We start from the raw sequence: 25382 nt of genomic DNA on the forward strand, positions 1-25382 counted from the left end.
CGACTTGTAATGGCCAGAATTATTTTAACTGCTGCCAGCTCTGCTGAAGTGCCAGCTCGAGTGGGGTATGGACAACGATTTTTTTGGATTTATTTGTACGGTGGATGGGTAATTGAACGCCTTGTTGCCAGGCGCTTCGCATTTTGATGAATCCGCGGAAAAGGGGTGAAAAGAGAGAGATGAGTTCCATCAGGGTCCAGTGCAACTGAGTCACGGTAACGGGTTTGCCACTGCTTAAGGCTAAACAGCGGGCAATATCTTTTATGCTTGCCTGATGGCCTGGATAATACATGATATCAAAGTGATTGACGGTATTTGATTGGGTTGAAAGATGGTGGACAATGTTTTCCGCTAAATCTGGCAAGAATGTCCAATAGTGATTGATGCCGTAGGAGCTAGGTGATTGCAGGATGAGCTTTTGTTTCGTTTCTTTGATCAGTATACCTAAGTAACTCTGTTTAATGGCACAGCTTAAACTATGCCCACAGCAAAGTACGGTTATTTGGGCCCCGGCATCGGCGGCCAACTCCAGCCGGGATTTCAGTTTGGTCGGAAGAGCAATGGTAATTGGATTTTTTTGGCGCCAGAAAGTGAATGTTGAAAAAGGGGACGATTGTGTGTCGTAAAAGTTGGTGGTTAGCATTAAGTGACGTTTGTGTTTGGTGACGAGCGTCAAAATTGCCTCAATGGATAGTATCACTTGCCCTTCAAGAGTGGGATCTGGCAAATGGAGAAAAACCGTATCACAATTGGCGATGAGCTCATCGAGCAGAATTGCATCATCGTTGGCTAGCTCTGCCAGCGTCAGGTTACTCTGCAGCTCGACAGAATGGCGAGGATCATCAATGGTCGCGGTGATCGTCCAATTATATTTGGCTAAAGATTTACACAGTAGACCGCCCATTTCATACTCAGCGCCAATCACTAATGCTCTTTTCATTATTACCTTCAACCTTGCGATTCAATTCAAATACTTACTTATTAGTTAAGGGCTTTTTAACGGTATAGTAAATAGACAAAATGACATGGTGGTATTTGATAATGCATAGAATGGATTGGGATGGCATTCGCATTTTTTTGGCGGTTGTTGAAGAAGGAAGTATGTCAGCGGCAGCACAGGTATTAGGATTGTCGCAACCCACGATAAGTCGCCAGATTTCGGCGCTTGAAGAGAAATTTGGCTTTAACTTATTTGATCGGTCATCGAATGGACTGAAAGTCACAGCGATGGGGGAAAGCCTGTTGGAGTCGGCTCAGCAGACGGCGAGAGGGGTCGAATGCTTTTTGCGTAAAGTGAATGCGGGTAGTGATAATCATGAAGGGCATGTCAGGCTAGCATCCGGCGAGGTCATGGCTTACCATTTTCTTCCAGAAGCGCTGAAAGCTTTTAATCAACAGTATCCCAACATTGAAGTGGAAATATTAGTTGAAAATAAAGATGTTAACTTGAATAAGCGAGAAGCAGATATATTAATTTCGCGGAGTAAGCCAACTCAACCTGATTTAGTTGTGAGTTTTCTGCACCAAGAAGCCCTCGGTTTTTTTGCCCACCATGCATACCTCAAGGAGAAGGGAAGGCCGAAGACAGTGCAAGAAATGCATAGTAATCAATTTCAAAGGATTGGTTATGATCAGCTTGATATGTATATTCAGGCCGCAGAACAGTTTAGTGGCCGTATACTGACGCGATCACAATTTTCATTTCGAACCGATAGCTTTAAAATGCAACTTGAACTTGCTCGTGCTCAAGTGGGGATTGCCGTTATATTTAGGCAAATTGCACAACGTTACCCTGAACTTGTGTGTATGTTACCTGATGCACAATTGCCAGTTGCGCAGTGGTGGCTCGTTTGTCATAGAGATGTCCATATTAACCCTCGCATCCGCAATTTGATGGTTTTTCTTAGCCAATGGTTCCATGGTGATAAAGCGAGACTGTTATCAAACATATAAGTCCATTTTTATGGTGGGTAATTTCCTCATTTAGTGGTCAATCTCTTGCTCATTCGCGGTGATGCGCGAGACTCTTCTGTGTTAATTACCCCGCCTCATTAATCATCAAATTATCCCCCTGGTGAATAAACTATGCATTTTGTTTAAGCACCTAAGCAATAGTTATATAAATAACACCGCTTTGGTTGTTTTTTCGGCAGTGAAAACGTTTTCGTTGGTCTAAACTTGATCTGAACCAGTGATTTTTAAATTATTTACAATTTTATCGAAACAAAAGTTGAGTTATTCAAAAAAAATTGAATAATGTAATTAAAAGATATAATGCTGAGAAAATGATGCTCCACTCGTTTTCATCGGCAGTCGATAAAAGACGTGTAACGGGACATGAAATTGTCCTAAAGCCCTAAATAAATCTGATGAGATAACCATGAGCAACTCTCTAGTACTTGTAATCAACTCTGGCAGTTCTTCATTGAAGTTTGCACTAATCGATACAGTAAGCGGTGAAGCGACGCTGAGCGGTTTGGGTGAATGTTTTGGTCTACCTGATGCTGTTGTCAGCTGGAAGATCAATGGTGAGAAGCAGGAATGCAAACTTGAAGGCGTGGAAAACCACCACCAACAAGCTGTTGACCGTATTGTTGCCCTGCTAGAAGAACTAGGCATCAAGCAAGATATCGTTGCTGTTGGCCACCGTGTCGTACACGGCGGTGAGAAGTTCACTAAGACCGTAAAAATTGATGAAAACGTACTGAACGAAATCGACCAACTGAGAGACCTGGCTCCGCTGCACAATCCAGCACATGTGATTGGCATGCGCGCAGCGATGCTCGCTTTCCCATCGTTGTCTCAGTACGCTGTATTTGACACTGCATTCCACCAGACCATGCCAGCGAAGGCATACACTGGCGCTATCTCTAGCAAGCTATACGAAGACTACGGTATTCGTCGTTACGGTTTCCACGGTACCAGCCACTATTTCGTAAGCCGTGAAGCCGCTAAAATGATCAATAAGCCTATCGAGAAGTGCAGCTTTATTTCTGTTCACCTTGGCAATGGTGCATCAGTCTGTGCGATTAAAGACGGCCAGAGTGTTGATACCAGCATGGGCTTTACACCGCTGTCAGGCCTAATGATGGGTACCCGTTGTGGTGACTTGGATCCAAGTATCATTGAGTTCTTGCTGAAAAAAGGCTGGTCACAGGAACAAGTCTTTAAAGAACTAAATTCAAACTCAGGCTTCCTGGGTGTGTCTGGCTTGACCAGCGACTGTCGCGGTATTATCGAAGCGATGGAAGAAGGCCATGTAGGAGCAACACTGGCGTTTGAAATCTTTACGTACCGTGTAGCGAAATACATCGGCTCTTACATGGTGGCACTGGATGAACTAGATGGCATCATTTTCACCGGTGGTATTGGTGAGAACTCAATGCCAATCCGTAGCCAAATTCTGAAATCACTGAAGATTTTTGGTTACAGTGAAGATGAAGCAGCCAATGCCGCAGCACGTTTTGGTAACCGTGGTATCATTACCAAGCCAAATACCCCTGTTGCAATGGTGATCCCAACCAACGAAGAGTGGGTTATCGCAAAAGAATCAATGGCGCTACTACACGCCTAATTGATTTAGCCCCGCCAGCTGAAGGCGGGCTTAACCAGGCAGGCTAAAAGCTTGGTTGATTCCTACTTGGAATACCATTGGATAATGACGAAACGTAAAGCGGCCCTTAGTGTATACTCAGGGCCGTTTTTTATGGGCGTGAAGTTATCACACCCAAAGGGCGAGTTTTATTCTGCATTGCAGATTTTTAACGTAGAGCCACTATGTCTGTAAATCTACGCCTTACTTAACATCCAATATTTTCATTATTGATATCCGTTGAGGATGCTGAGTATTGGCTTGAATAGGAACGATAGAACTCAATTGCTATGAATATAACAAACGCTCAATCTAGCAACGAAAAAGAATTTTCCGATGATGTTAATCTGATTTCGACTACTGATCCTTCCAGTATTGTGACTTATGCAAATACTGTTTTTTGTGATATTGCTGGCTATCAAGAATCTGAGTTACTAGGCAAACCTCATAATGTAGTACGTCACCCAGAGATGCCTAAGGCGGCATTTAAGCAAATGTGGCAAACCATTCAGTCTGGACGAAGCTGGATGGGATTGGTAAAAAATGCCCGTAAAGAAGGTGGTTTTTATTGGGTTTCTGGTTTTATCACGCCAATTACTGATGCCGCTGGTCATGTTATTGAGTATCAGTCGGTGCGTAGTAAACCTAAACGAGAGTGGATCAAGCGAGCAGAACATTATTATGGTCAATTGCGTCAAGGTAAAACGCCAACCAAACTAAAATTTCCAAGATTCAGTTTCAGCTGGGGACGGAATATAGCCGCTGGTATTACGATAGCGAGTTCGGTAGCCGTCATTGCAGGTGCATCACCCGTACTGTGTGGATCGGTGTCATTGCTAGCCATGTTAGGAATGGCAATTAACGGTTTATTTCATCGTCGTCGTTTAAAAGAGGTCATAAAAGTGGCATCAGGCGCTTATGATAACCCGCTAATGGAGTTGGTTTATATAGGACGTTATGACGAATACTCAGTAATCGAGTTAGCGTTGCATAAACGTAAAGCTGAGATTCGAGCGATTGTTGGTCGAGCGACTGAAACATCAACAGATATTCATGTTAGTGCTCAACATGAACTCTCTAGCCTAGAGCAGATGAAAACCAACTTAGCTCAACAGGGTATGGAGACCGACTCTGTTGCTACCGCTATGACTGAAATGGCCCACTCGATTCGAGACGTTGCAGACAATGCGACGGAAGCATCATTGCTGGTTGAACAGGTTAATCAATTAGCTGGTCAAGGTTCAATAAATGTTGAGACAACAATAGATTCAGTCGCTGAACTTCACAAGGCACTCGAAGAAGCAAAGACTATCATTAATGACTTGTCAGTAAGCAGTCAGCAAATTGGAACGATCCTTGAAGTTATTGGCAGCATTGCAGATCAAACGAATTTACTGGCTCTTAATGCGGCGATTGAGGCAGCACGAGCGGGTGAGTCTGGTCGTGGTTTTGCCGTGGTTGCGGATGAAGTGCGATCGCTAGCCTCTAAAACACAGGCATCGACAGAAGAAATCCAGAGCATGATCGCTCACCTTCAAAGTACGGCAAGTCAAGCTGTGACAGCGATGGATCTAGGTACTAAATTGTCTGATACTTGTAGAGACAATGCGATAGGTACAGGTGACGTGTTGGATCGTGTTAATACAATGCTTGGTGATGTAACGAGTACTAGCCATCAGATAGCGGCTGCGGTTGATCAACAAGCGAGTGTAACCGAAGAAATAAATAACAATGTTGTTGCCATTCAGCAGTTATCAATATCGAATCATGAACTGAGTGATGCTTCTGTGGGTCGGACGGGTGAACTCGTGGGTAAACTTGGTGATCTTCAACGCTTAATTGCGCAGTTCCAAAAAGATTGATCTCACGGTAAATCAATTGCTTTTTTGACGGTTACCGTCGATGATCTTACTGCAAAATTGAAACGGCCCTGAGTTCAGCTCAGGGCCGTTTTTTTATTTCACCATGCTTTTTATGTACTCACCCAGTTCTGAATGATGCATAATTTTTGATACTGGGACTATCTGGTTGAGTGGTCCCCAAGCAAAAACATTGACAGGGGTATGTGTGTGAGTGCCTGTACCCCAAACCGTATTTTGGCCTGTTGCATGTTCCCGAGCTAACAGATTTCCACGATCATTGTATGGAAAGAAGGCATCAAAATCATTGATTGTTGGTACATCGTCAACGGATAGGTATTTATGTTTGTCATGATGATGTGGATTCGGTTTGGTCGCTAATATGTTAGTCGCCTGCGCGATTGTTATAGGGAAATCGCTATTTGCGTTGACGATCTCAGCAAGACTTTTTGGTGATTGCTGTTTTTTATCAAGCTTATCGAACGCACCAAACATCGACCCATAACTCATCTTTTGGTTATAGAGCCCGTCTAAGATCGCAAACCTCCCAAAGTTAAAATTGGGCGCGTAGTCGCGATTTTTAAAGGCTTCACCTAAGCGGCGTTCTGGTTTAGGCAAATTATTTGAGGAATAGCTAAAGCCAAAAGAGCCTGTCTCGTGATCTGCCGTGACAATGATGAGGGTATCATCACGATCTTTGGCCCATTCGTAGACAGATCCTATCGCTTCATCAAACTTGATCATTTCATGTAGCATGGTGCCCGCGTCGTTACTATGCCCAGCCCAGTCAATTTGACCACCTTCTACCATTAAAAAGAAACCGTCTTCATCTCTTGAAAGCAACGCGAGCGCTTTTTCTGTCATCTCTTTTAATGTTGGTTGTGTTCGATCCGGCGAGTTTTTAGTATTGCTATAAACAATACCATCATGCATGCCGGAATCGGAAAATAGGCCCAATAACTTGTTACCCTGTGCTTGCTCTAGCATGTCTCGATTGAATGCCAGTGAATAACCGTTACGCTGTGCTTCTGTTATGAGATTACGTTCATCGTTACGTTTAGACTTTAGTTCCACATCACCTCGTGTCAATGCCATGAGTTCGTTATATCCCCCCAATTTATCGTTGGTGGATTTAGGGATCCAATGACGTAGACCACCAGAGAGCATGACATCAACACCCGTTTCCAGCATATCAGATGCGATGTCATTCTCTAAAGAGCGGTGTGGCTGATGAGCGGCGAATGCGGCTGGTGTAGCATGAGTCAGGCGAGTATCAGAGACTAAGCCTGTCGCTTTACCCATGTTTTTTGCTTTTTCCAGTACGGTTTCAACAGGATCACCGTCTGAATTGATCCCAATGACTTCAGACGCCGTGTATATGCCTGTGGCAAGCATGGTCGCTGAACATGCGGAATCTACCACTATTGCGTCTTCTGGGTGAGTTAATGATGAACCGATGACGCCCTCTTTGGCGAGTTTATATAAAGCGGTGGACTCACCATTGTAGATTGAGTGCGGCGCATTGTTGGCGTAGGTTTCTAATAAACCGACTTGCTGCGGTCCCATGCCATCACCGATCATTAGGATGACATTTTTGATTTCTGCCGATAATGCAGAAAAGGAAATCGTAGTCGTTGCTGCCACAAGAATGAGAGGTCTAATAATGTGTTTCATTTGATCATCCTGATATATAAGTTCGGCATCAGTTAATCAACACGTTATGAATATTTCATTACAGTTATAAGTATTAAATATGAATCCGGATAAGCCAATTGCGGTCGGTAAACGTTATCCTCAATTATATCAAAAGACTTTCTTCATCATGAGTGGCAAGTGCATCTCTTTTAGTTGTAAATATGCTTTATAAGCATGCCAATTGCAGCGTCATTTTCCTGAGATAGTTATGGTGTTTCTATATGTATGAATACTGTTACAGTATTTGTAAATATAAGATTTAATATTGAATTCTTATAGTTAGTAATCGTATTGGAATGAAATTGATAAGAATGATAGTGATAATTAAATCTTAATACTAAACTAAATCTCAGTAATATTACGTTTTGTTTTAATTGGTATTTGTGAATTTGAACGTGTTTTAGGAATTACTATTAATGAGAGCAATTTAATAGTAATTCCTACTACTTTTAATATGGGTGTTTTATTTTCAGTGATCGTGTGAAGATATATTGATAGTTATAGGTGATCAATCAACAACTTATATTGTTGGGCTGTAGGATAATAACATAAATAGTTTTACTAGGTTGATAGTTATGTCGTTTAGGAATGATGAGTTTCAGTGTTGTTCAACGCGCATATATAAAATCAGGAGTTATTGATGGATAACGTATTCAGAATTGTCTCATTAAGAGCAAAACCGAGAGTGTCAAAGTATGTTTCATCGCTTGGTTTAATATCAAGTGCTATCTTTTTTTCCTATGGCGTTCAGGCCAATGATAGCGAATTATCTTATTTGGAAGAAATGGGGAAACGTTTATTTTTTGAGAATATTTCTCTAAATAATAATATGTCATGCTCAACCTGCCATACGGCATCAACGGGGGGAACGAACGGGGACTCTGATACTAATTTAGTTGACGTTGCTGTTACCGGATCAGACGGTGTACTTGTGGGGGCATTAAAGCCACCCACAAATCAATATGCTCAGTTTCATAATGGTGCTGGTGGTATTGAGGGGCTGACAAACTTTGATCCTAACTGTCCTACATTTGGTGGGCCAGCACCCTGCGGAGGGGCTTTCTGGAATGGTAGAGCAGAAGGTGATCTTATCGAAAAATTTCACAAGATAGACTTGTTTGGTGAGCTGAGAAGTAAATACGAGACCATGTACCGTAAGTACTTAGGTCCACTGGCTGATCAGGCCCATGCCAGCCCTTTTATTAATCCGCTTGAGCAAGCTAAACCAACGAAAATATCAGTCTGTGAGCAGGTAAAGAAACAGCTATGGGGTCAGCAACTGTACAAATATGCCTTTGGAACATCGTTGCGTTGTCGTGAGCAGCATATCGATAAGGTTTTCGCCCGCTTTGCGTTGGCTTTATCTGCTTGGCAGATGTCGAGTGACAATAACCGTTTTGATTCAAAGCGGGATATTGCGCTAAAGAATGACACAGATGGTGCATTTCCTTTGGATGACTTTACTGATGAGGAAAATCACGGCCATGATCTGTTTTACGGAGTGGGCGTGCCAGCGGCTGGAGCTCGTTGTTTTTTCTGTCACCAAAGTGGTAATGATCAAGGGGTCGGTGAATTTGAGCGATACACCAACGATGAATACTTTAATATAGGTGTTCCCCGTAATCATGATATTCCCAATAACCCTGAACCAGATGTTGGGTTATTTGCGATGACATCGGTAGAGACTCATCGAGGGGAGCATAAAGTGCCGACGCTGCGTAATGTTGATAAACGGCCCCATGCCAGCTTCGTAAAAGCTTATACCCATAATGGTTGGTTTAAGTCTCTAGAGGATTTGGTGCATTTCTATAATACATCCTCTGTACCTGTAACACCGGCACAAATTACCGCCTGTGATAATGCCAGCACGCCAGCACAGAAGATGGCAGTATCTGCGGCTTGTTTCTTTGGTAAAACGCGCTGCATTGATAATACATTAACCTCTGCTGAAGCTATTGCTGCGAATTGCTGGCCAGAGCCGGAGATCGACCAAAATATCCCTGGATTCCCTGTCGGTAATTTAAGGTTAAACCAAGATGATGAAGCGGCTATTGTTGCTTACCTCAAAACACTCAGTGACGAGTCTCATGTTGAGGTTCCACAACCATACCAGTTGCAGCCGCTTGATGAACGCCGTTTAGAGCCTCAGTCGCATAGTGAGTCAGGGGTTCATTCACCTCAACCACGTGAAAGGCATCGTCGATAATTCAGTATATTGACGTGAAAGTTCTCGCTATTTAGAACCCTAAACGCCGATGGCATTCTAGCCATCGGCGTTTTTACAATTGTTGTTTAAGTTGATGAGCCATAGTGATTACGCTAAAGCAAATTAGTGCCGTTATCGATAATGTCTAGCCACCATACCTGTAACAGGGCTGGCCATTGGTACATCTGCATCAGGCAAGGGGTAAAATGAAATTATGGACGTTATAGACCAATAACTCACCATGGGCGATGCGCTGGCTGACTTCCTCTATCATCTCATCGCGCGTTTTATGATGTTGTAACGGCGTCGGGTGAAGTTGGTGATACAGTTTGAGCAGATCAAACCGGTAGCCCCAGCGGTTTGAATGCGAGCGCAACAGGTGCTTGGCCCAGTATCGATTTTTGAATTGTGCCTTAGCAAGGCTCGAGTCACCTTCTAGTGGGCGATTGGCCGGGGTGATGACAAAGCACAAACCTACCGGACTAACCAGCAATGTCTGGTTAAATTTGGCATTAGAAAATGCGTGTTCAATGTTCACACTCAAATGTTCCTTACCGTTCGTACTGTATTGCTGGCCCGGTAGGTGGGCCAGCTTCGTTTTTGCTAATGAATGCGGTTAATAGGTTTTCTTCGCGTCTTCTATCTGTGCGAATAGTAAATTGGCTTCTTTCATGGCTGCGCTGGAAGAGCGTTTTTTACGCACCTGTAAAAATTCATCGGAAAACTTCAAATAGCGGATCGCCATCGACAGCCTGATCTGAACCAGAGGTGAAAAATCACCCGGCACGGACTGAGCCAGTGACGTCACGTTCTTATTGAGCTGCTGAAGCCCGCTAAAGGTCGTGACTTTCTTAAGCGTGGCCTCAAATTCGCTAAACTGGTTGTTGTAGAACAACACTGCCGCTTTGTAGGGGAAGGGGGCTGATTTACCTTGTTTCGTTATGGTTTGGTAGTTTGTCATCTGTTGAATTGATGATTGCATTTCGGTTGCAGAAGCCAGTAATGCACGTTGGCTATCATTACCCGAGAAGAATGTCTTACCTATCAGCAACAAGTGTTTAATTAACGCTAAATCCAGGGTTTCCGTAGCACTATTGAGAGCAGTCGTAAAAGCCTCTTGTGCCTTTTGACTTGGGGTGAAAACATACTGGGTATTCAATAACCGTAAGTCATTGAGTAAGACGTCAATGTCATCCCCGTTGTCCTGTGGGAAATATAAGCCTTTTTCGAGAAGGCTGTTTAACCGATCTTGCAGCATATCAATTGTTGATTGCCAGCTATGGGTAATACTTTCCGATATGGATGCCAATTGCTGCGAGTCAGGATAAAAAGCCTGCGCGGCAAGGAGCTGCTGTTCTACTGCATAGTAATCTGGGTAACGGTTGTCTCGATTATTGAGTATGGCATTAATGCGCTGCTCATACATTGCTAGGATCTGGGGCTGTTGGTAACGGAGCAGGCCATTTTTGAGTAAGGCTTTTTGCTCCGGTAGCGACGCAATGGCTGTGACTAATTCCGATGCGGGGAGTTTAGCGAGTTGTTGCTCGGCTGATAAACGTTGCTCGATACGAGCCAGTTGATCGAGTAACTGGGTGTGTTCATTATTCTTCAGCCAGAAACCATATCCAACAGCACCAGCAAGGCAGCACGCAGCAGTCAATGATGTGACAAGCGGCCAGCTGCGTTTATGAAGCCGCTGGGTAAATTCAGGGAAATTGGCGATTCGCTTGGCTGCTTGAAATTGCAGTCCGCTGCGTAGTGTTCGCCATTGCTGCGCGGTCAGGTGCTTCGGCTTGGTGGCCGACATGTTTTCTTTTTCGGCCTTATCAGCAGGCTTACGCTGATATGGGTGATGGCTGGTTAATAGTTCATAGGCAATGCAGCTAAAAGCAAAGATATCGTCTTTAATTTCTGGTTTTTCCCCTTGCAACAAGCTGGGGGATGCATAGGTCGGGGTATACCCGCTTAGTGCGTTGGTTTCATCCTGAAGGTCTGCGGAATAGTAGTCAACATTGAGCCTAAGTGCGCGGGAAACACCAAAATCAAAGATCTTAATCTCTCCCTGACGGGTAAGCATAATATTGCTAGGTTTGAGATCAGCATGAACCACGCCTTGCTCATGCGCATAGGTCAAGGCGGAAATGACTTGGTTGAGAATGTTCATTGCCTGATTGAAGTTTAGGCCGCGTGGGCGGGATCGTTGAATGACTTCTTCAAGCGTTTCGCCGTCAATGTATTCCATGACTAGATAATGGGCATTTTTTTCAACTCCAACGTCATACACCCGAATAATATTGGGGTGGCTGAGTTGCTGGGTTTTTTGTGCCTCACGGATCAGGGTCTTAGCTGCATCATGCTGGTTGAGAAATTCTTTTTGTAGCAGTTTAAGTGCCACCGTCGGTGAACTGACTCCCGCAGATTGAAGCAATAGATCGGTTGCTCGGTAGACATCACACATTCCGCCATGGCCAATCAGGGATTCAATATTATAACGGCCCTGAATGATTTCACCTTCAATGCTATTACTCTCAGAGTCTGATTCATGATCAACTTGACTGGGCTCAGTATCACCTTGATGCGGCTCTGTGTGATCTGTCGGTAATTTGAGCAGTGTTTTATCTGATGATTCAAGGTCAATATCTTGTGGGCTGGCCGGTTTTGATATGTCTGTAGATGACTGCTTTGGTTGATTGTGTTTTGGGTCGTCCATTCCGATTTTAACTCCAACTTTCCATGACATTGCTATGACAGCGTTCTAAATACCAAGAATTTGGAATGTAACCTAGAGCAAGAGAATGAGATTGCGGTCGATCACAAACTTATCTTCGTTGCATGCAATTAATACAATATTTTTTTATGAGGTGAGTTGAATAATTTAATGGGGGTGGAGTTGCTATGTTGATATTTTAACAGGAGGTTTTTAATATCATGATTCCTTCATAATACGCGTATGTTCAGTATATTTATTAGTTATGAAGGCAAAGCATTCTTTATTAGCACATTTGTTAATAAGGGCTTTTCTTATATGTATCCCTGATCGCAAAAATAGTTAAATATGGATGATATTGGTTATGGAATTGACGCTTTCAGTTGTGAGTTATCACCGCTTTACGTCTGATTTAGAAGTAAAAAAATCATTTTTGATGAATGATAAATTGCAAAGCTATTCTATTGGCCGATCTCAGCAATGTGACTGGTGTTTACCCGATCATGAAAGGGTAATATCAGGCACGCATGCTCGAATTGACTGTGAATCACGTAGTTTTACTATTACCGATGTGTCGACAAACGGGGTGTTTATTAACCGCTCGGTAACGCCATTAGGAAAAGATAATTCACACACATTGCGCGACGGTGATTTTCTTTCTTTTGGTGATTATGAGGTAGAAGTCTCTCTAAGTTCGCTCGAAAATGATGTGTTTTCTGGGTTTGATAAGCCAGCAGAAAATAATCGTGATCCGATTGGGCATTTTGATTTCGATAATCAAGATAACCAAACCGTACCGGAAGAGTGGGACTTTGGTATATCGACCACTCAGCTAAACCCAATGGCAACGGCACCAGCGGCTCAAAACATTGAGCCGGTAGCGATAATTCCGCCATCAGCAACACCGGCCACGCAAGCTTCATCTCCCGTATTTACTGGAAATATTGAAGATAGCTTTATTGCTCCTTCAAAGCAGAATTCAGACACTGATGAAGACCAAGACACGTTGGCGATACCAGAAGATTGGAGTGTGAATATACTCAGTGAACCGACCATTCCGCCTCCTACCCCACAAGTTACACCACCAAAACCCGATCCAACACCAGCGTCTAAGCCAGCTATATCTCCCGTGGCTGAACCCCGCTCTGCGGCCGTGTTTACCGATAAGGCTCATTCTCGTGAGGATGTTCATAAGCTGAGAGATGAGGTTCGCGCTGAAGATTATGTACTCGGTCAGCCCGCCACGCCCCCCCCCGTATTGCACTCGACGGGTTCTGCACAGGCAATGGCGGCTTTTATTCAGGGGTTGGGTATTAGCCACAATATGGTTCCGTCAGAGAATGATGAACAGTGGTGGTTTGAGCTTGGAACATCAATGCAATACTTGATGACCGGATTGATGGATTCGTTGCATCACCGCACCGAGTTTAAGCAGAGCAACCGATTAAATCAGACGCTCTTTAAGCGGCAAGAGAACAATCCGTTAAAATTTTCTGCTTCCCTTGAAGATGCTATTCATAATTTATTCAATCGTAAAAGCACCAGTTTTTTACCGTCAGATCGTGCGATTAAAGAGGCATTCTCCGATATAGACAGCCATGAGCAAGCGCTTTTAGCTGGGGTTGATGGGACGGTTAATGGCATGATGAAGTTGCTTTCTCCAGAATCTATTGCTGCCAAAACACAGGATCAGGCATTTTGGGGGAAATTAAATCCTGCCCGTTCAAAAGCTCAAAATTGGGCAAACTATGAAGCCATGTATCAGCGATTAAATGAAGACTTACAAAATGCAAGTAACTCATTTTATCTTGATGATTTTGTTAAAGCCTATGAGGCTCATTTGAAAGCAAATAAAACTAAGGGGTAACATCAAAATGATATTACGTATATTTACGCTGTTGGGATTTTTAATCCTTATTAGCGGTTGTACAGTTGCTAATTATCTTGTGCCAGCATATACCAGTTTAAATTTTGAAATATCGCAAGATGTTAATCCCGATTTAAATGGACGGGCTTCACCTGTTGTTGTGAAGGTGTTTTCATTGTCATCAAGAACATTATTTGACAGTCAGGATTTTTTCGCCCTCTACGATGATCCACAGCAAGTATTGGGGCCAGATTTAATTGAGAAAAGTGAATTTGAATTCTTGCCAGGATCGCAACATCAACATGAATTGAATTTAGCGCCGGGTGTTCGTTATGCCGGTGTGTTAGTGGCCTATCAGGATATTGAAAATGCCCGCTGGCGCGAAGTGGTTGAAATCGATACGACGGCTTATAAAACCTACGACCTCGTTATTGGTGAGTTAGCTGTATTTGTTCGTCATCCTTAATGAGTGATGTCGCAGTCTGGGAAAAAATAGCATGAGTGATTTTAGTCGGGTTGCCTGGTGTGAGGGGATGTTTTTACGTCCTCAGCATTTTCAGCAGCAAGAACGTTTTCAATTATATGAACTGACCCAAGTTGTCAGTCATATATCCCCTTACCTTTGGGGGATCAATGAGCTGCAGTTAGATGATGCGTTATTAAAGCACGGTCAGGTTGGGATCGCGCGGGTCAGCGCCATTATGCCAGATGGGAGCGCGGTGGTGAGCCCTAAACGAGAACGATTACCCCAATCACTGCAGCTTGATAAAAGCGTCCGTGAGCAATTGGTATATATGGCTATTCCGGTTGAAAAAGCGGGTTCGGTAAATATCAGTACTCAGGATAGTCCACAAATAACCCGTTACCGGTTTGATGATCACGAAGTGGCTGATTCGGCTATCGGTACTGAGGCAACAGAAGTCTTGCAATTGTCTCAATTAGCGGTCGAGCTAAAGCTCGCTAGCGACAGTTTGTCTGGTTACATTACCTTGCCAGTCGCGCGAGTGCGTGAAGTCACGGAAGAAGGGCGGGTTATTCTTGATGAGAAGTATATCCCCCCTTGCCTCAATACACAGAAAAACCCGGTGATAAAGCGCTTTATCACTGAACTGCGGGGCATGATTAAGCTACGAGGCGATACCATTGCGGGGCGTTTAAGCCAAGGGCAGGGCACTGCAAGTTCCATCGCTGATTTTCTGATGCTGCAGTTGCTTAACCGTTATGAGCCCTTACTGTGTCACCTTGATATGACGGAAGGCCTGCACCCTGAATACTTATGCCGACAGTTATTTTCAATGGCAGGTGAACTGGCTACCTTCTCTACCGATAAGAAGCGTCCACCAGAGCTACCCGTCTATCTGCATGATGATTTAACGCAGGTGTTTGGCAAGATAATGATCGTCTTAAATCAATTCATGAGTGCTGTACTTGAGCAGACGGCGATCCAATTACCGATCGAAGCGACGAAATTTGGGATTCGAGTGGCTGCTGTCGCCGATAAAGCCTTACTTGAGCGTTCTACGTTCGTGCTTGCCGTGAAAGCAGATCTTCACCCTGATGAATTACGTCGTCGTTTCCCGGCACAGGTGAAAATAGGGCCTGTTGAACATATTCGTGATTTGGTGAATAACCAGTTGCCGGGTATTGCGACAACAGCGCTACCCGTTGCACCTCGGCAGATCCCCTATCATGCGGGGTATCATTATTTCCAACTCGATAAAACCAATGACTATTGGCGTCGGTTAAGTGCCAGTGGCGGTATTGCTTTGCACCTTTCGGGAAAATACCCAGATTTGGATATGCAGTTGTGGGTAATTAATCAATAGCAATGATGTGTAAATCAAGGATTGATGGCTATGTCTGAGGCAACGCTAGTAAAACCCCGCCCCGGTGTGCGTGGCAAAGTAGAAGAGGATAAGCGAGCCGCTAAATCCCCACCTTCGAAGTCAGCGGATCAAACGCTGGTACTGGGGAAGGGCAGTAGTGGAAGTAATCAGCTTCGGTTACCGCCATTGGGGCCAAACCCGCTGATAGAAGAAGCGGGCTATTTACTGTCTATGGTTGGGCAGATCCGTAGTACCACGCATCATCGTGATGTCGCGTTTTTACAGCAAAGTTGTATCGATAAAGTGCGTGAATTTGAAACCCGCCTTCGAGCGCAATCGGTCAGTGGTGACAAAATTGAAGCCGCGAGATATTGCTTATGTTCATTTATCGATGAGACAGTACTCAATACAGTGTGGGGCGGCCAGTCACTGTGGTCAACAGAGAGTCTGTTGTCGACCTTTCATAGCGAGACATTTGGTGGTGAATATTTCTATACCCTGCTCGATTCTGCCCTCGCAGATCCTCGTTCAAACCAGCATCTATTAGAACTGCAATCTCTCTGTCTATCACTGGGTTTTGTCGGCAAGATGCGCGTGATGGAGCGGGGAATGGACAAGCTTGAAAGCTACCGAGAGCAAGTACACCAGGCACTCATTAGTCTCGTCGGAGAGCCTGAGCAAGGCCTTTCGCCTGAATGGCAGAACGGCGTGTTGCACGGTGTTGAACCGCGGAATGAGGTTCCTCTATGGGTGATGATGTCAGTGTTATCGGTGATGGTATTGGCTGTTTATATGGCATTTAGTTATCACATTAATGAGTACTCGAACAAAGTGTTTAACCAGATCAATGGCATTGCTCGGTGGGAGCCGCAAGCTCAACACCAGCAAGTATCAGTCGCCCCTACCTCGTTACGCTTGCAGCAGCTGCTACAGAGTGAAGTGGCAATGGGCAGTATTGAATTGGTGGATCTTCCGGATCGGGTGCGAATTATCCTTCAGTCAAGCGAGCTATTCTCATCGGGGAGCGCGGAGGTTCAGGAGGCGGTAGTGCCCATTCTGTCTAAAATCTCTCGCGCATTAGAATCCACTGATGGACGAATATTAATCACCGGTCATACCGATGATCATCCAATTTTTACCAGTAAATACCCCTCAAACTGGCATCTTTCGTTAGCGCGTGCGACTGCGGTGGCAAACACCATGGCGATGGGAACAGATTTGCATGGACGCCTATGGCCAGAAGGATTAGGTGAGTCCAAACCGCGTAATGCAAATGATAGTGATGAAAATCGGGCGAGAAATCGTCGGGTTGAAATTGATTTACTCATTGTAAAATAAGGGATTAGGCACAAGGCATGTTCAAGAAAGGATTTGTTAGCCGCATCGGTACCGTGCTCTGTTCGAGATGGGTGGTGTCTTTGCTCGGGTTGTTCGCTATTTCATTATTGATCTGGTTTGGTGGTCCGTTAATTGCGATTGCTGGTGCGGAACCATTAGCTAGCCAAGTCTCTCGACTCGTGGTTATGTTGGTTCTTGCTTTGCTATGGGGCGGGATCAATATCGGCCATCAGGCGAGGAACAAGCAACAAAATGAAAAAGCGGTAAAAAAACTGCTGGATGGTAATGATGAAGCGTCATTATCCGATGAGGCGACGCAACGTGAAATTGAAACATTACGCTCTCGAATTGTACAAGCACTCACGGTACTGAATGGATCAAGCTTAACGCGTGGGAAAAGTGTCTATCAATTGCCGTGGTATATCTTGATTGGTCCCCCAGGGACGGGCAAAACCACCGCACTGCATAATTCAGGGCTGGAGTTTCCCCTTAAAGACAAACTGGGCGATGACCCACTGGCTGGGGTGGGTGGTACGCGTCATTGTGATTGGTGGTTCACCAACCAAGCCGTATTGATTGATACTGCCGGGCGTTATACCACTCAAGACAGTAATCGGGAACAAGATGCTAAAGCGTGGTTCGGCTTTCTCGGGTTACTCAAAAAACACCGTACTCGTCGGCCCATTAACGGCGCGATCATTACCGTTAGTCTGGCCAGCTTACTTACTCAGACTCGTACTGAAAGAAATCTGCATGCGCGGGCGATAAAGCACCGTATCCAAGAGTTGAAAAATCAGCTTGGTATGCATTTCCCTGTCTACGTCATCATGACTAAAGCTGATCTTGTTGCGGGTTTTAGCGAATATTTCGCCGATCTTAACCCTGAGCAGCGTGAGCAGGTGTGGGGGATCACGTTCCCTGAGCAAGCCGATGATCCTGAACGTGGCGTGGTCGGGATGTTTAATAAGGAATTTCATCACTTATTGGAGCGCCTGCTCAGCCGCATGAACGAGCGGATGCAGCAGACCCGTGATATCGACAAGCGGACATTAATTTATGAATTTCCGAAACAGTTGCGGTTAATTCAGTCGGCAGCGGATGATTTTCTTAAAGAGATTTTTTCACCGAATACGTTTGAAGAAGTTCCGATGTTGCGTGGTGTCTATATTGCGAGTGCTACCCAAGAAGGGGTGCCGATTGATCGCGTGATGACGGAAATGGCAGGGGGGCTAGGATTAGGTCCGGTGCCATTACAGCAACCAGGCGGTGAGAGCAAAGGCTTCTTTATTAAGCGTCTGTTTGAGGATGTGATTTTTCCTGAGCAATATATTGGTACCGTTAATCGTCATCATCAAAAGCAAAACCTGTGGTTACGGCGGGGCGTGTTAGGGGCTTGTGCGGTGTTAGTGGCGGTCATGGGGTCGTTGTGGTTCACCAGCTATCACTGGAATAAGTCATTGGTTGATGAGGCCGCTGCTGCAGTAGAACAATACCAGCAAGTGGTTGCACCGGAATTAACGGCTGAAACCGATGTGATCACCTTAGCCCATGCACTTGATTTACTGAAAGACTTACCCGCAGGGTATAGCGGAAAAATGCTGGAGTCAGATACGCTTAAGCGGGCAGGGCTTTACCAGGGCGATAAAATTGGTCAGCCGGCCTCTGCCGCGTACGAACGTGGCTTGCAAGGTTTTCTCGCGCCTTATTTAGCCAATGCGCTTAAACAGGATATGAAAGAAAACAGCGTTTATCTGGAATATCTGTATGAAACATTGAAAACGTATCTGATGCTATTTGATAGTAGTCATTATGAAGAATCACAGGTGTTGGGTTGGTTTGCGTTGCATTTTGAACGGGCCTACCCGGGGGAAATCAATGAACCATTACGTCAGTCATTGACAGCTCACACCATGAACTTATTAAAGTCAGGGTTAATCGGTGTACAGCAAGATGATGATGCGATTGAGCTTGCTCGCAGTGTATTAACCCAGATGCCATTGGCTGAGCGGGCCTATCAGCGCCTGAAAATTGAATTTACGGATAGCCACGTTCCTGACTTCCGATTAAGTGATGTTTTAGGTTCACAAAGCCAGACTGTCTTTGAGCGGGCAAGTGGCAAATTATTGAGTGAGGGGATCCCGGGCTTATATACCTACACCGGTTTTCACAGCGTCTTCCAGTTAGAGAATCAACGCATTGTTAAGCGCTTGACGGAGGATAGCTGGGTTTATGGTGATAAGTTGCAGCTGGGTGAAAGCTCGATGAAGGAAGTGAATGCTGCTGTTAGTGATAAATATTACCGTGATTATATTTATCACTGGACTCAGCTGCTGGGTGATATACAGCTCATGCCTTATCACAATGCTGAAGACGGCTTATATCAGATCAAAGTCCTTTCGGGTTCTGAAAAACCATTGCAAAGCTTGATTCTCAGTTTCCAAAAGCAGCTGCGATTGACAAATTTGCCTATTAGTGAAGAAGCCAAAGTGGCTGGTGAAGTGGCAAGCCACGCGGCAGGTGTTGCTTTGGAGCATAAAAAATCCAGAATTACCCGGTATTTGCCGTCGGAGATGCCGTCTGTCGATGTGGCGTTGCCGGGTAAGATCATCGAGACAGAGTTTTCCGATATTTTGGCTGTTGGCGAAGTTGAGCTGAACTCGCTCCATGAGTCATTGATTTTATTACACAACTACTTGGCTAAATTGAGTTCGACGGGTGATAACGACCGGGTGGCTTATAAGAGTCTGTTGGGGGGCGATAGCCAAGCCAGCTTAGAGACAAGCTTAACGCGGGCGAAAGATGCGATGCCGGTTCCGTTTAATCAATGGCTCGGCGGGCTTAAAGTACAGACCACCAAGCTGGCAAAGCAAGGATCAAAAGTTCATCTCAATACCATCTGGCAAGATACCGTGGTGAGTGAATTCCACGCCTCAATTGAAGGAAAATATCCGTTTAACAGTCGCTCCAAAAAGGACGTTAAGCTAAAAGATTTTGGTCGCTTCTTTGGCTATGACGGCATCTTGGATAACTTCTTTGATACTTACCTTGAGCCGTTTGTTGATACGTCGAAGACCCATTGGCGCTTTACCAAAAATATCGGTGTCAGTGCAGAATCTTTACGTTTGTTTGAGCAGGCACAGCGTATTCGAGACGCATTTTTTGAGCCGGGTAGTAAGACACCGTATGTTGAATTTGGGTTGAAAACGGTATTTTTAGATCAGCACATCAGTAACTTCAGGTTTGAGTTTGGCCGTCAGGCGATGACTTACCGGCATGGGCCTCCACGCGTATCGTCTTTCACCTGGCCTGATCGCAGTCAGACTGCACCCGTGCGCTTGGTCTTTACACCTCCGCAATCCGGGCATTCGATCACTAAAACATACAGTGGTAGTTGGGGTCTGTTCCGCTTGCTTGATGAAGCGGCACGACATCGGACCCAAACACTGAAAGACAAAATTGTCAAGATTGAATTGAAAGGGAACCGAGCATCGTTGCAGCTGTTGCCTAATAGTGTTGTGCATCCTTTTTGGTTGAACGAGATAGAGAGATTTTCATGTCCAACGACCCTGTAGCTGCACGGCTAGGATATTTCGGTAAGGTACCAGTGCGTGGTGATTTTATTCAGGATCACCTGCCACTTGATTTCCTCGATGCTTGGAATGAGTGGTTACAGGCTGTACTGGCGGTTAGCCGTGAGCAGTTGGGAGAGCAGTGGCTGGAGTGTTACCTCACTAGCCCGGTCTGGCATTTTGCGTTATCTCCAGGGGTCTGTGGTGAAAAAGGCATGATCGGCACATTAATGCCAAGCATTGATAACGTCGGTCGACATTACTACTTCACCTTGGCGACAGAGGTGGATCACGTTCCTGTGGTTTATTGGCAGTCTCGGCAATGGAGTGAGGTGTCAGAGGAACTGGTGCTTAATTTGTTGGATGATGAAATTGATTTAAGTCAGTGGCTAGACACACTACAGCAGACGGATTTATTGACGGATCCGCTGATACCGATCCCTCTTGTTAAGGTCGAATCTGGAGTGAGTGATCAACTGGTATTAGGAAGTGAAGAGCGCTTGCAATCAGGCCATTTGCTTCACCATGCTTATCGGTCACAGTTTGAACGGTATTGTATCTGGTGGACGGCAGGGTCCGAACGAATGCAAGGCGCAACCTTGGTGACTAATGGCTTGCCATTAATCAGTCAGTTTGCCGCCATGCTAGATGGTAATTGGGAACAGTGGGGATGGTAATGCTTACAAATACGATGAACTGGCATTTTTTCTCTTATTCTCAGAGCCACACAGGGAAAGTCAGAGCCTATAACGAAGATGCCTGTCTGGATTGCCCGCATGAAGGTGTTTGGGTGGTGGCTGATGGTATGGGCGGGCATAAAGCAGGTGATGTGGCAAGTCAAATGCTGGTGGATATTGTACGCCAATATGTCAAAGCCCTACCGAAATCCTCATTGAGTGTCGGGTATTTAGAACGTGCGATTCAAGACGCAAATCGACAAATTTATGACTATTCTCAGCGCTACTTTCAAGGAGAAACCGTCGGTACGACAGTAGTACTGCTATTTGTCCAAAATGGTGAATATCACTGCTTATGGGTAGGGGATAGTCGTCTTTACATGCAACGTCAGCAGCAGTTAGCACAAAAAACGCGTGATCATAGCCAAGTCATGGACATGGTCGAGCAGGGGCTCATTGCCGCCAGTGAAGCAGAACATCATCCCATGGCGAATGTGATCACCCGAGCGGTGGGCGTTGCCCTTGATGTGGAGATTGATCAGGTTTCTGGCCAACTGGAATGGGGTGATCAGTTTTTATTGTGCTCAGACGGGTTAACCAAAGAGTTACCGGATAACCACATTGCTCATTGTTTGCAGGCTCAGCAAGTGACAGATGCTGGGATGGCACTGATGCATTCAGCGCTGGTGCGTGGCGCAACAGATAATGTCACTTATGTGTTGGTCAAAGCGGCGCAGATGGATGTGGAAGATACGGTTAGTCACAGTGAGGACGACACGATTCCTATCTTTGTAGGAAATAATCGTTAGTCGATTTTGCATAGATTAAGCGCGCTATTTTAGATATTGGAACTCATGTATGAATTCGGATGTTATTGATTTTGAAGCCTTGAAAGTCCCTATTGCGGATAATAATCCGACTGGAGATGACCCGCGTAATGATACGTCGCCATATTCTGCGTACTTTTCATTAAAGGATGTGCGTAATACTGCGCGTGCCGCTGAGCGGCATGCGTTAGTGGACAATGAGCCGCTGTTCAATTTCTCTCATCAATGGCACGACATTCTTGAACAGGTCCCTTCAATATTAACCACACAGTGTAAGGATCTGGAGTTTACCGCGTGGTTTATTGAAGCCTTGGTTCGCAACCACGGTTTTCATGGCCTTGTCGTTGGGTTTAAAACGGCGGCTATCTTGATCGAGCATTTTTGGGATGATCTCTATCCGTTACCTGATGCTGATGGGATAGAGACGCGGATCTCACCATTGGTAGGGCTTAACGGGGTGGAAGGTGAAGGGACGTTATTAATGCCCATTGCCTGTATACCGATAACGGAGCTGCATGGCGAACAGGCTTATTCGCTGTGGGAGTATGAGCAGGCATTAGAAATCGATCGCCTTGATGCGGATAAGAAGAAACAACGTATCGATATGGGCGGGGTTGATCTTCAAGAGCTTCAGGCGGCAGTGAAGGCGTCTGATGCCGGTTTTTATCATCAGCTCCTGCACGATATTCAGGATGCAATTCAATCTTATAGTGACTTGGTTGAATTGATGGATCGTGCATGCGGTTATCCATTGCCGAGTTCTCAAATTACCAAGCGATTACAAGCGACCTTGAATGCGGTGATGTATTTAGCTGAGGATAAATTGAGAGTTGTTGCCCCGATAGAGGAGTCGACAGCGGTCAGTACGGAATCTACGCCAAGCGAATCATCACCGAGGTCTGGAATCAATGCGCAGCTTGATACGCGTCAAGAAGCGATCGCTAATCTGAGACTTATTGCAGATTTCTTTAAGAAAACAGAGCCGCATTCCCCAATGGCTTATGCCATTGATCAGGTGGTGCGTTGGAGTGATATGGCATTACCTGATTTGCTCCAAGAGCTGATCTCAGATGGTGATGCAAGAAAGGGATATTTCCGTCTGGTTGGTATTGTGCCGGAAAATCAACAGTCATAGTTCACCGAATATAGCGTTTGTAGTATATCGCTGTCAGAAGACTGAATTATCAGAGTTAGTTGTTATAAATAGGGAGATTCAAATGGGAAGTATCCACGGGAAATTATCACGGGTACGTAAGCCTAGGGTACACATTACCTATGATGTTGAGACTGAAGGGGCTAGCTTAAAAAAAGAGTTAGCATTCGTTGTCGGTGTTATGGGTGACTTTGCTGGACAGAATGTCGATGCATTAAAGCCAATTAAGGATCGTCGTTTTATTCAGATAGATCGGGATAATTTTGATGACGTGCTTAACCGAATGAATCCAAAGTTAAAGTTTCGGGTTGATAATAAGCTTACTGCTGATGATACCCAATTGGATGTTAATCTCACTTTCTCATCAATGGCTGATTTTGAGCCTGCTGCGATTGTTAATCAAGTTGAGCCGCTGCGTAAATTAATGGAAACACGGAATAAACTTCGTGACTTGATGACCAAAGTTGATCGTTCTGAAGATTTAGAGAACTTATTAGAAACAGTATTGAATAACACTGCGGATCTACAAAAGTTATCGGATGAATTGAATCAAGGAACGAAGGAGCCAACGCAATGAATACTCAAGAATTAGAGCATCTTGATGCGGCGGTTTCTGAAGGCACTGGCTCATTATTGGAAAAAGCAATCAGTGCAACGAAGCAGACAGAAAGTTCACGCGCTGAAGAGCTATTACGTACGCTAACAGAAGAAGCATTAAAAGGGACGGTAACTTGGAATAAGAACCTGACCGTAACCTTTAGAGAGGCGATAACGTCATTAGATAATGCTATCTCACAGCAATTAGCTGAAATTATGCACCAAGAGCAATTTCAGAAGCTCGAAGGCAGTTGGCGAGGGATGCATCACCTGGTGATGGAATCTGCAACGGGTCAGACGTTAAAAATCCGCATGCTGAACATGAGCAAAAAAGAGCTGCATAAAGATTTGAGCAAAGCGGTTGAGTTTGATCAAAGCCAAGTGTTTAAGAAAGTGTATGAAGAAGAATTTGGTACACCGGGTGGTGAACCATATGGTGCACTGATCGGTGATTATGAGTTTACCAACCATCCTGAAGATATTGAAACATTGAGCTTGATGTCAAATGTGGCAGCAGCCGGTTTTGCCCCGTTCTTATCCGCGGCGTCATCATCATTGTTTGGTTTTGACCACTGGGATGAATTAGGCAAACCACGCGATTTGGAAAAATTATTTGAATCGATTGAATATACCAAATGGCGATCATTCCGTGAAAGTGCAGACTCTCGCTTTGTCACGTTGACCATGCCTCGGGTATTGGCTCGCTTACCTTATGGTGAAGCGACGACGCCAATTGAAGAGTTCCGTTATGAAGAGTTTGATATCGATCCTGCTTCAGGCTTAGCTGAGAATGTGGAGCATGACAATTATTGCTGGATGAACTCATCGTATGTTCTAGGTTCTCGCCTGACCGATGCGTTTGCACAAAATGGCTTCTGTACCGCGATTCGAGGCGCGGAAGGTGGGGGGCGAGTTGATAATTTACCGTCACATATGTTTGTTAGTGATGATGGCGATCCCGATCTGAAATGTCCGACCGAGATTGGTATTACCGATCGCCGTGAAGCGGAATTAGGTAAGTTGGGCTTTTTACCGCTATGTCATTACAAAAATACGAATTATGCCGTCTTTTTTGGTGCTCAGACGTGTCAAAAGCCTGAAGTTTATAGCTCACCCGATGCGACGGCTAATGCCGCTATTTCGGCGCGTTTACCTTACATCATGGCGACATCACGCTTTGCTCATTACTTAAAAGTGATGGCACGAGATAAGATCGGTAGTTTTATGGAGGCCGAAGATGTTGAAGCTTGGCTTAACCGTTGGATCTTAACCTATGTCAATGCCTCTGAAGGTGGGGGGCAAGAAATTCGTGCGAAATACCCACTCGCCGCAGCAAAGGTACAAGTTAAGGAAATTCCAGGACAGCCAGGAGCCTACAATGCGATTGCTTGGTTGCGTCCATGGTTGCAGATGGAAGAGCTGACAACTTCATTACGATTGGTTGCTAAGATCCCTGAAATTGGCTGACA

The 25382-nt window shown here is 44.9% G+C and carries 18 protein-coding genes; 14 read left to right on the top strand and 4 right to left on the bottom strand.

Annotated features, from left to right (window positions below; all coding sequences use genetic code 11):
- Positions 1-19: 19 nt before the first annotated feature.
- Positions 20-940, bottom strand: coding sequence for a Rossmann-fold NAD(P)-binding domain-containing protein (locus L4D12_RS13580; RefSeq protein WP_428448388.1), 921 nt, complete (start codon positions 938-940; stop codon positions 20-22).
- Between the two features lie 101 nt (positions 941-1041).
- Between L4D12_RS13580 and L4D12_RS13585 the strand changes: the two genes are divergently transcribed.
- The 3 genes from L4D12_RS13585 to L4D12_RS13595 all read left to right on the top strand — a co-directional run bounded on the left by L4D12_RS13585 (position 1042) and on the right by L4D12_RS13595 (position 5454).
- Positions 1042-1953, top strand: coding sequence for a LysR family transcriptional regulator (locus L4D12_RS13585; protein ID WP_428448389.1), 912 nt, complete (start codon positions 1042-1044; stop codon positions 1951-1953).
- 427 nt (positions 1954-2380) lie between these two features.
- The gene (locus L4D12_RS13590; RefSeq protein WP_428448390.1) at positions 2381-3574 is read left to right on the top strand and encodes an acetate/propionate family kinase; all 1194 of its coding nucleotides are present in this window, start codon (positions 2381-2383) and stop codon (positions 3572-3574) included.
- 308 nt (positions 3575-3882) lie between these two features.
- Positions 3883-5454 carry a methyl-accepting chemotaxis protein gene (locus tag L4D12_RS13595; RefSeq protein WP_428448391.1) on the top strand — a complete coding sequence of 524 codons (1572 nt, stop codon included), beginning with the start codon at positions 3883-3885 and terminating at the stop codon, positions 5452-5454.
- Between the two features lie 93 nt (positions 5455-5547).
- Here the strand turns inward: L4D12_RS13595 and L4D12_RS13600 are convergent, their stop codons facing one another.
- Positions 5548-7125 carry an alkaline phosphatase gene (locus L4D12_RS13600; protein WP_428448392.1) on the bottom strand — a complete coding sequence of 526 codons (1578 nt, stop codon included), beginning with the start codon at positions 7123-7125 and terminating at the stop codon, positions 5548-5550.
- 661 nt (positions 7126-7786) lie between these two features.
- Here L4D12_RS13600 and L4D12_RS13605 point away from each other — a divergent pair.
- Positions 7787-9352, top strand: coding sequence for a cytochrome-c peroxidase (locus L4D12_RS13605; RefSeq protein ID WP_428448393.1), 1566 nt, complete (start codon positions 7787-7789; stop codon positions 9350-9352).
- A gap of 190 nt (positions 9353-9542) precedes the next feature.
- Here the strand turns inward: L4D12_RS13605 and L4D12_RS13610 are convergent, their stop codons facing one another.
- Positions 9543-9890 carry a hypothetical protein gene (locus L4D12_RS13610; protein ID WP_428448394.1) on the bottom strand — a complete coding sequence of 116 codons (348 nt, stop codon included), beginning with the start codon at positions 9888-9890 and terminating at the stop codon, positions 9543-9545.
- Positions 9891-9968: 78 nt separating this feature from the next.
- Positions 9969-12062 (bottom strand): serine/threonine-protein kinase, encoded by a 2094-nt coding sequence (locus tag L4D12_RS13615; protein ID WP_428448395.1) that lies wholly within the window; start codon positions 12060-12062, stop codon positions 9969-9971.
- Between the two features lie 361 nt (positions 12063-12423).
- Here L4D12_RS13615 and tagH point away from each other — a divergent pair, with 361 nt between their 5' ends.
- From tagH to tssC, 10 genes are all read left to right on the top strand, one after another.
- Positions 12424-13926: a type VI secretion system-associated FHA domain protein TagH gene (gene tagH / locus L4D12_RS13620; protein ID WP_428448396.1), complete on the top strand. Its 1503-nt coding sequence runs from the start codon at positions 12424-12426 to the stop codon at positions 13924-13926.
- A gap of 7 nt (positions 13927-13933) precedes the next feature.
- Positions 13934-14392, top strand: coding sequence for a type VI secretion system lipoprotein TssJ (gene tssJ, locus L4D12_RS13625; RefSeq protein ID WP_428448397.1), 459 nt, complete (start codon positions 13934-13936; stop codon positions 14390-14392).
- Between the two features lie 31 nt (positions 14393-14423).
- Positions 14424-15752, top strand: a complete 1329-nt coding sequence (gene tssK, locus L4D12_RS13630; protein ID WP_428448398.1) for a type VI secretion system baseplate subunit TssK — start codon at positions 14424-14426, stop codon at positions 15750-15752.
- Between the two features lie 30 nt (positions 15753-15782).
- The gene (gene tssL / locus L4D12_RS13635) at positions 15783-17090 is read left to right on the top strand and encodes a type VI secretion system protein TssL, long form (protein ID WP_428448399.1); all 1308 of its coding nucleotides are present in this window, start codon (positions 15783-15785) and stop codon (positions 17088-17090) included.
- 17 nt (positions 17091-17107) lie between these two features.
- Positions 17108-20662 carry a type VI secretion system membrane subunit TssM gene (gene tssM, locus L4D12_RS13640; protein WP_428448400.1) on the top strand — a complete coding sequence of 1185 codons (3555 nt, stop codon included), beginning with the start codon at positions 17108-17110 and terminating at the stop codon, positions 20660-20662.
- Positions 20644-21336, top strand: a complete 693-nt coding sequence (gene tagF / locus L4D12_RS13645) for a type VI secretion system-associated protein TagF (protein WP_428448401.1) — start codon at positions 20644-20646, stop codon at positions 21334-21336. The genes tssM and tagF overlap by 19 nt, the downstream gene beginning before the upstream one ends.
- Before the next feature lie 14 nt (positions 21337-21350).
- Positions 21351-22145, top strand: coding sequence for a Stp1/IreP family PP2C-type Ser/Thr phosphatase (locus L4D12_RS13650; protein ID WP_428448416.1), 795 nt, complete (start codon positions 21351-21353; stop codon positions 22143-22145).
- Positions 22146-22194: 49 nt separating this feature from the next.
- Positions 22195-23298, top strand: a complete 1104-nt coding sequence (gene tssA / locus L4D12_RS13655; RefSeq protein ID WP_428448402.1) for a type VI secretion system protein TssA — start codon at positions 22195-22197, stop codon at positions 23296-23298.
- Positions 23299-23380: 82 nt separating this feature from the next.
- Positions 23381-23893 (top strand): type VI secretion system contractile sheath small subunit, encoded by a 513-nt coding sequence (gene tssB, locus L4D12_RS13660; protein ID WP_428448403.1) that lies wholly within the window; start codon positions 23381-23383, stop codon positions 23891-23893.
- On the top strand, positions 23890-25380 hold the full coding sequence (gene tssC / locus L4D12_RS13665; RefSeq protein WP_428448404.1) for a type VI secretion system contractile sheath large subunit: 1491 nt from the start codon (positions 23890-23892) through the stop codon (positions 25378-25380). Before tssB ends, tssC begins: the two co-directional genes overlap by 4 nt.
- Positions 25381-25382: the final 2 nt, after the last annotated feature.

The sequence above is a fragment of the Photobacterium nomapromontoriensis genome (genome assembly GCF_050336815.1).
GTDB classification, from domain to species: domain Bacteria; phylum Pseudomonadota; class Gammaproteobacteria; order Enterobacterales; family Vibrionaceae; genus Photobacterium; species Photobacterium nomapromontoriensis.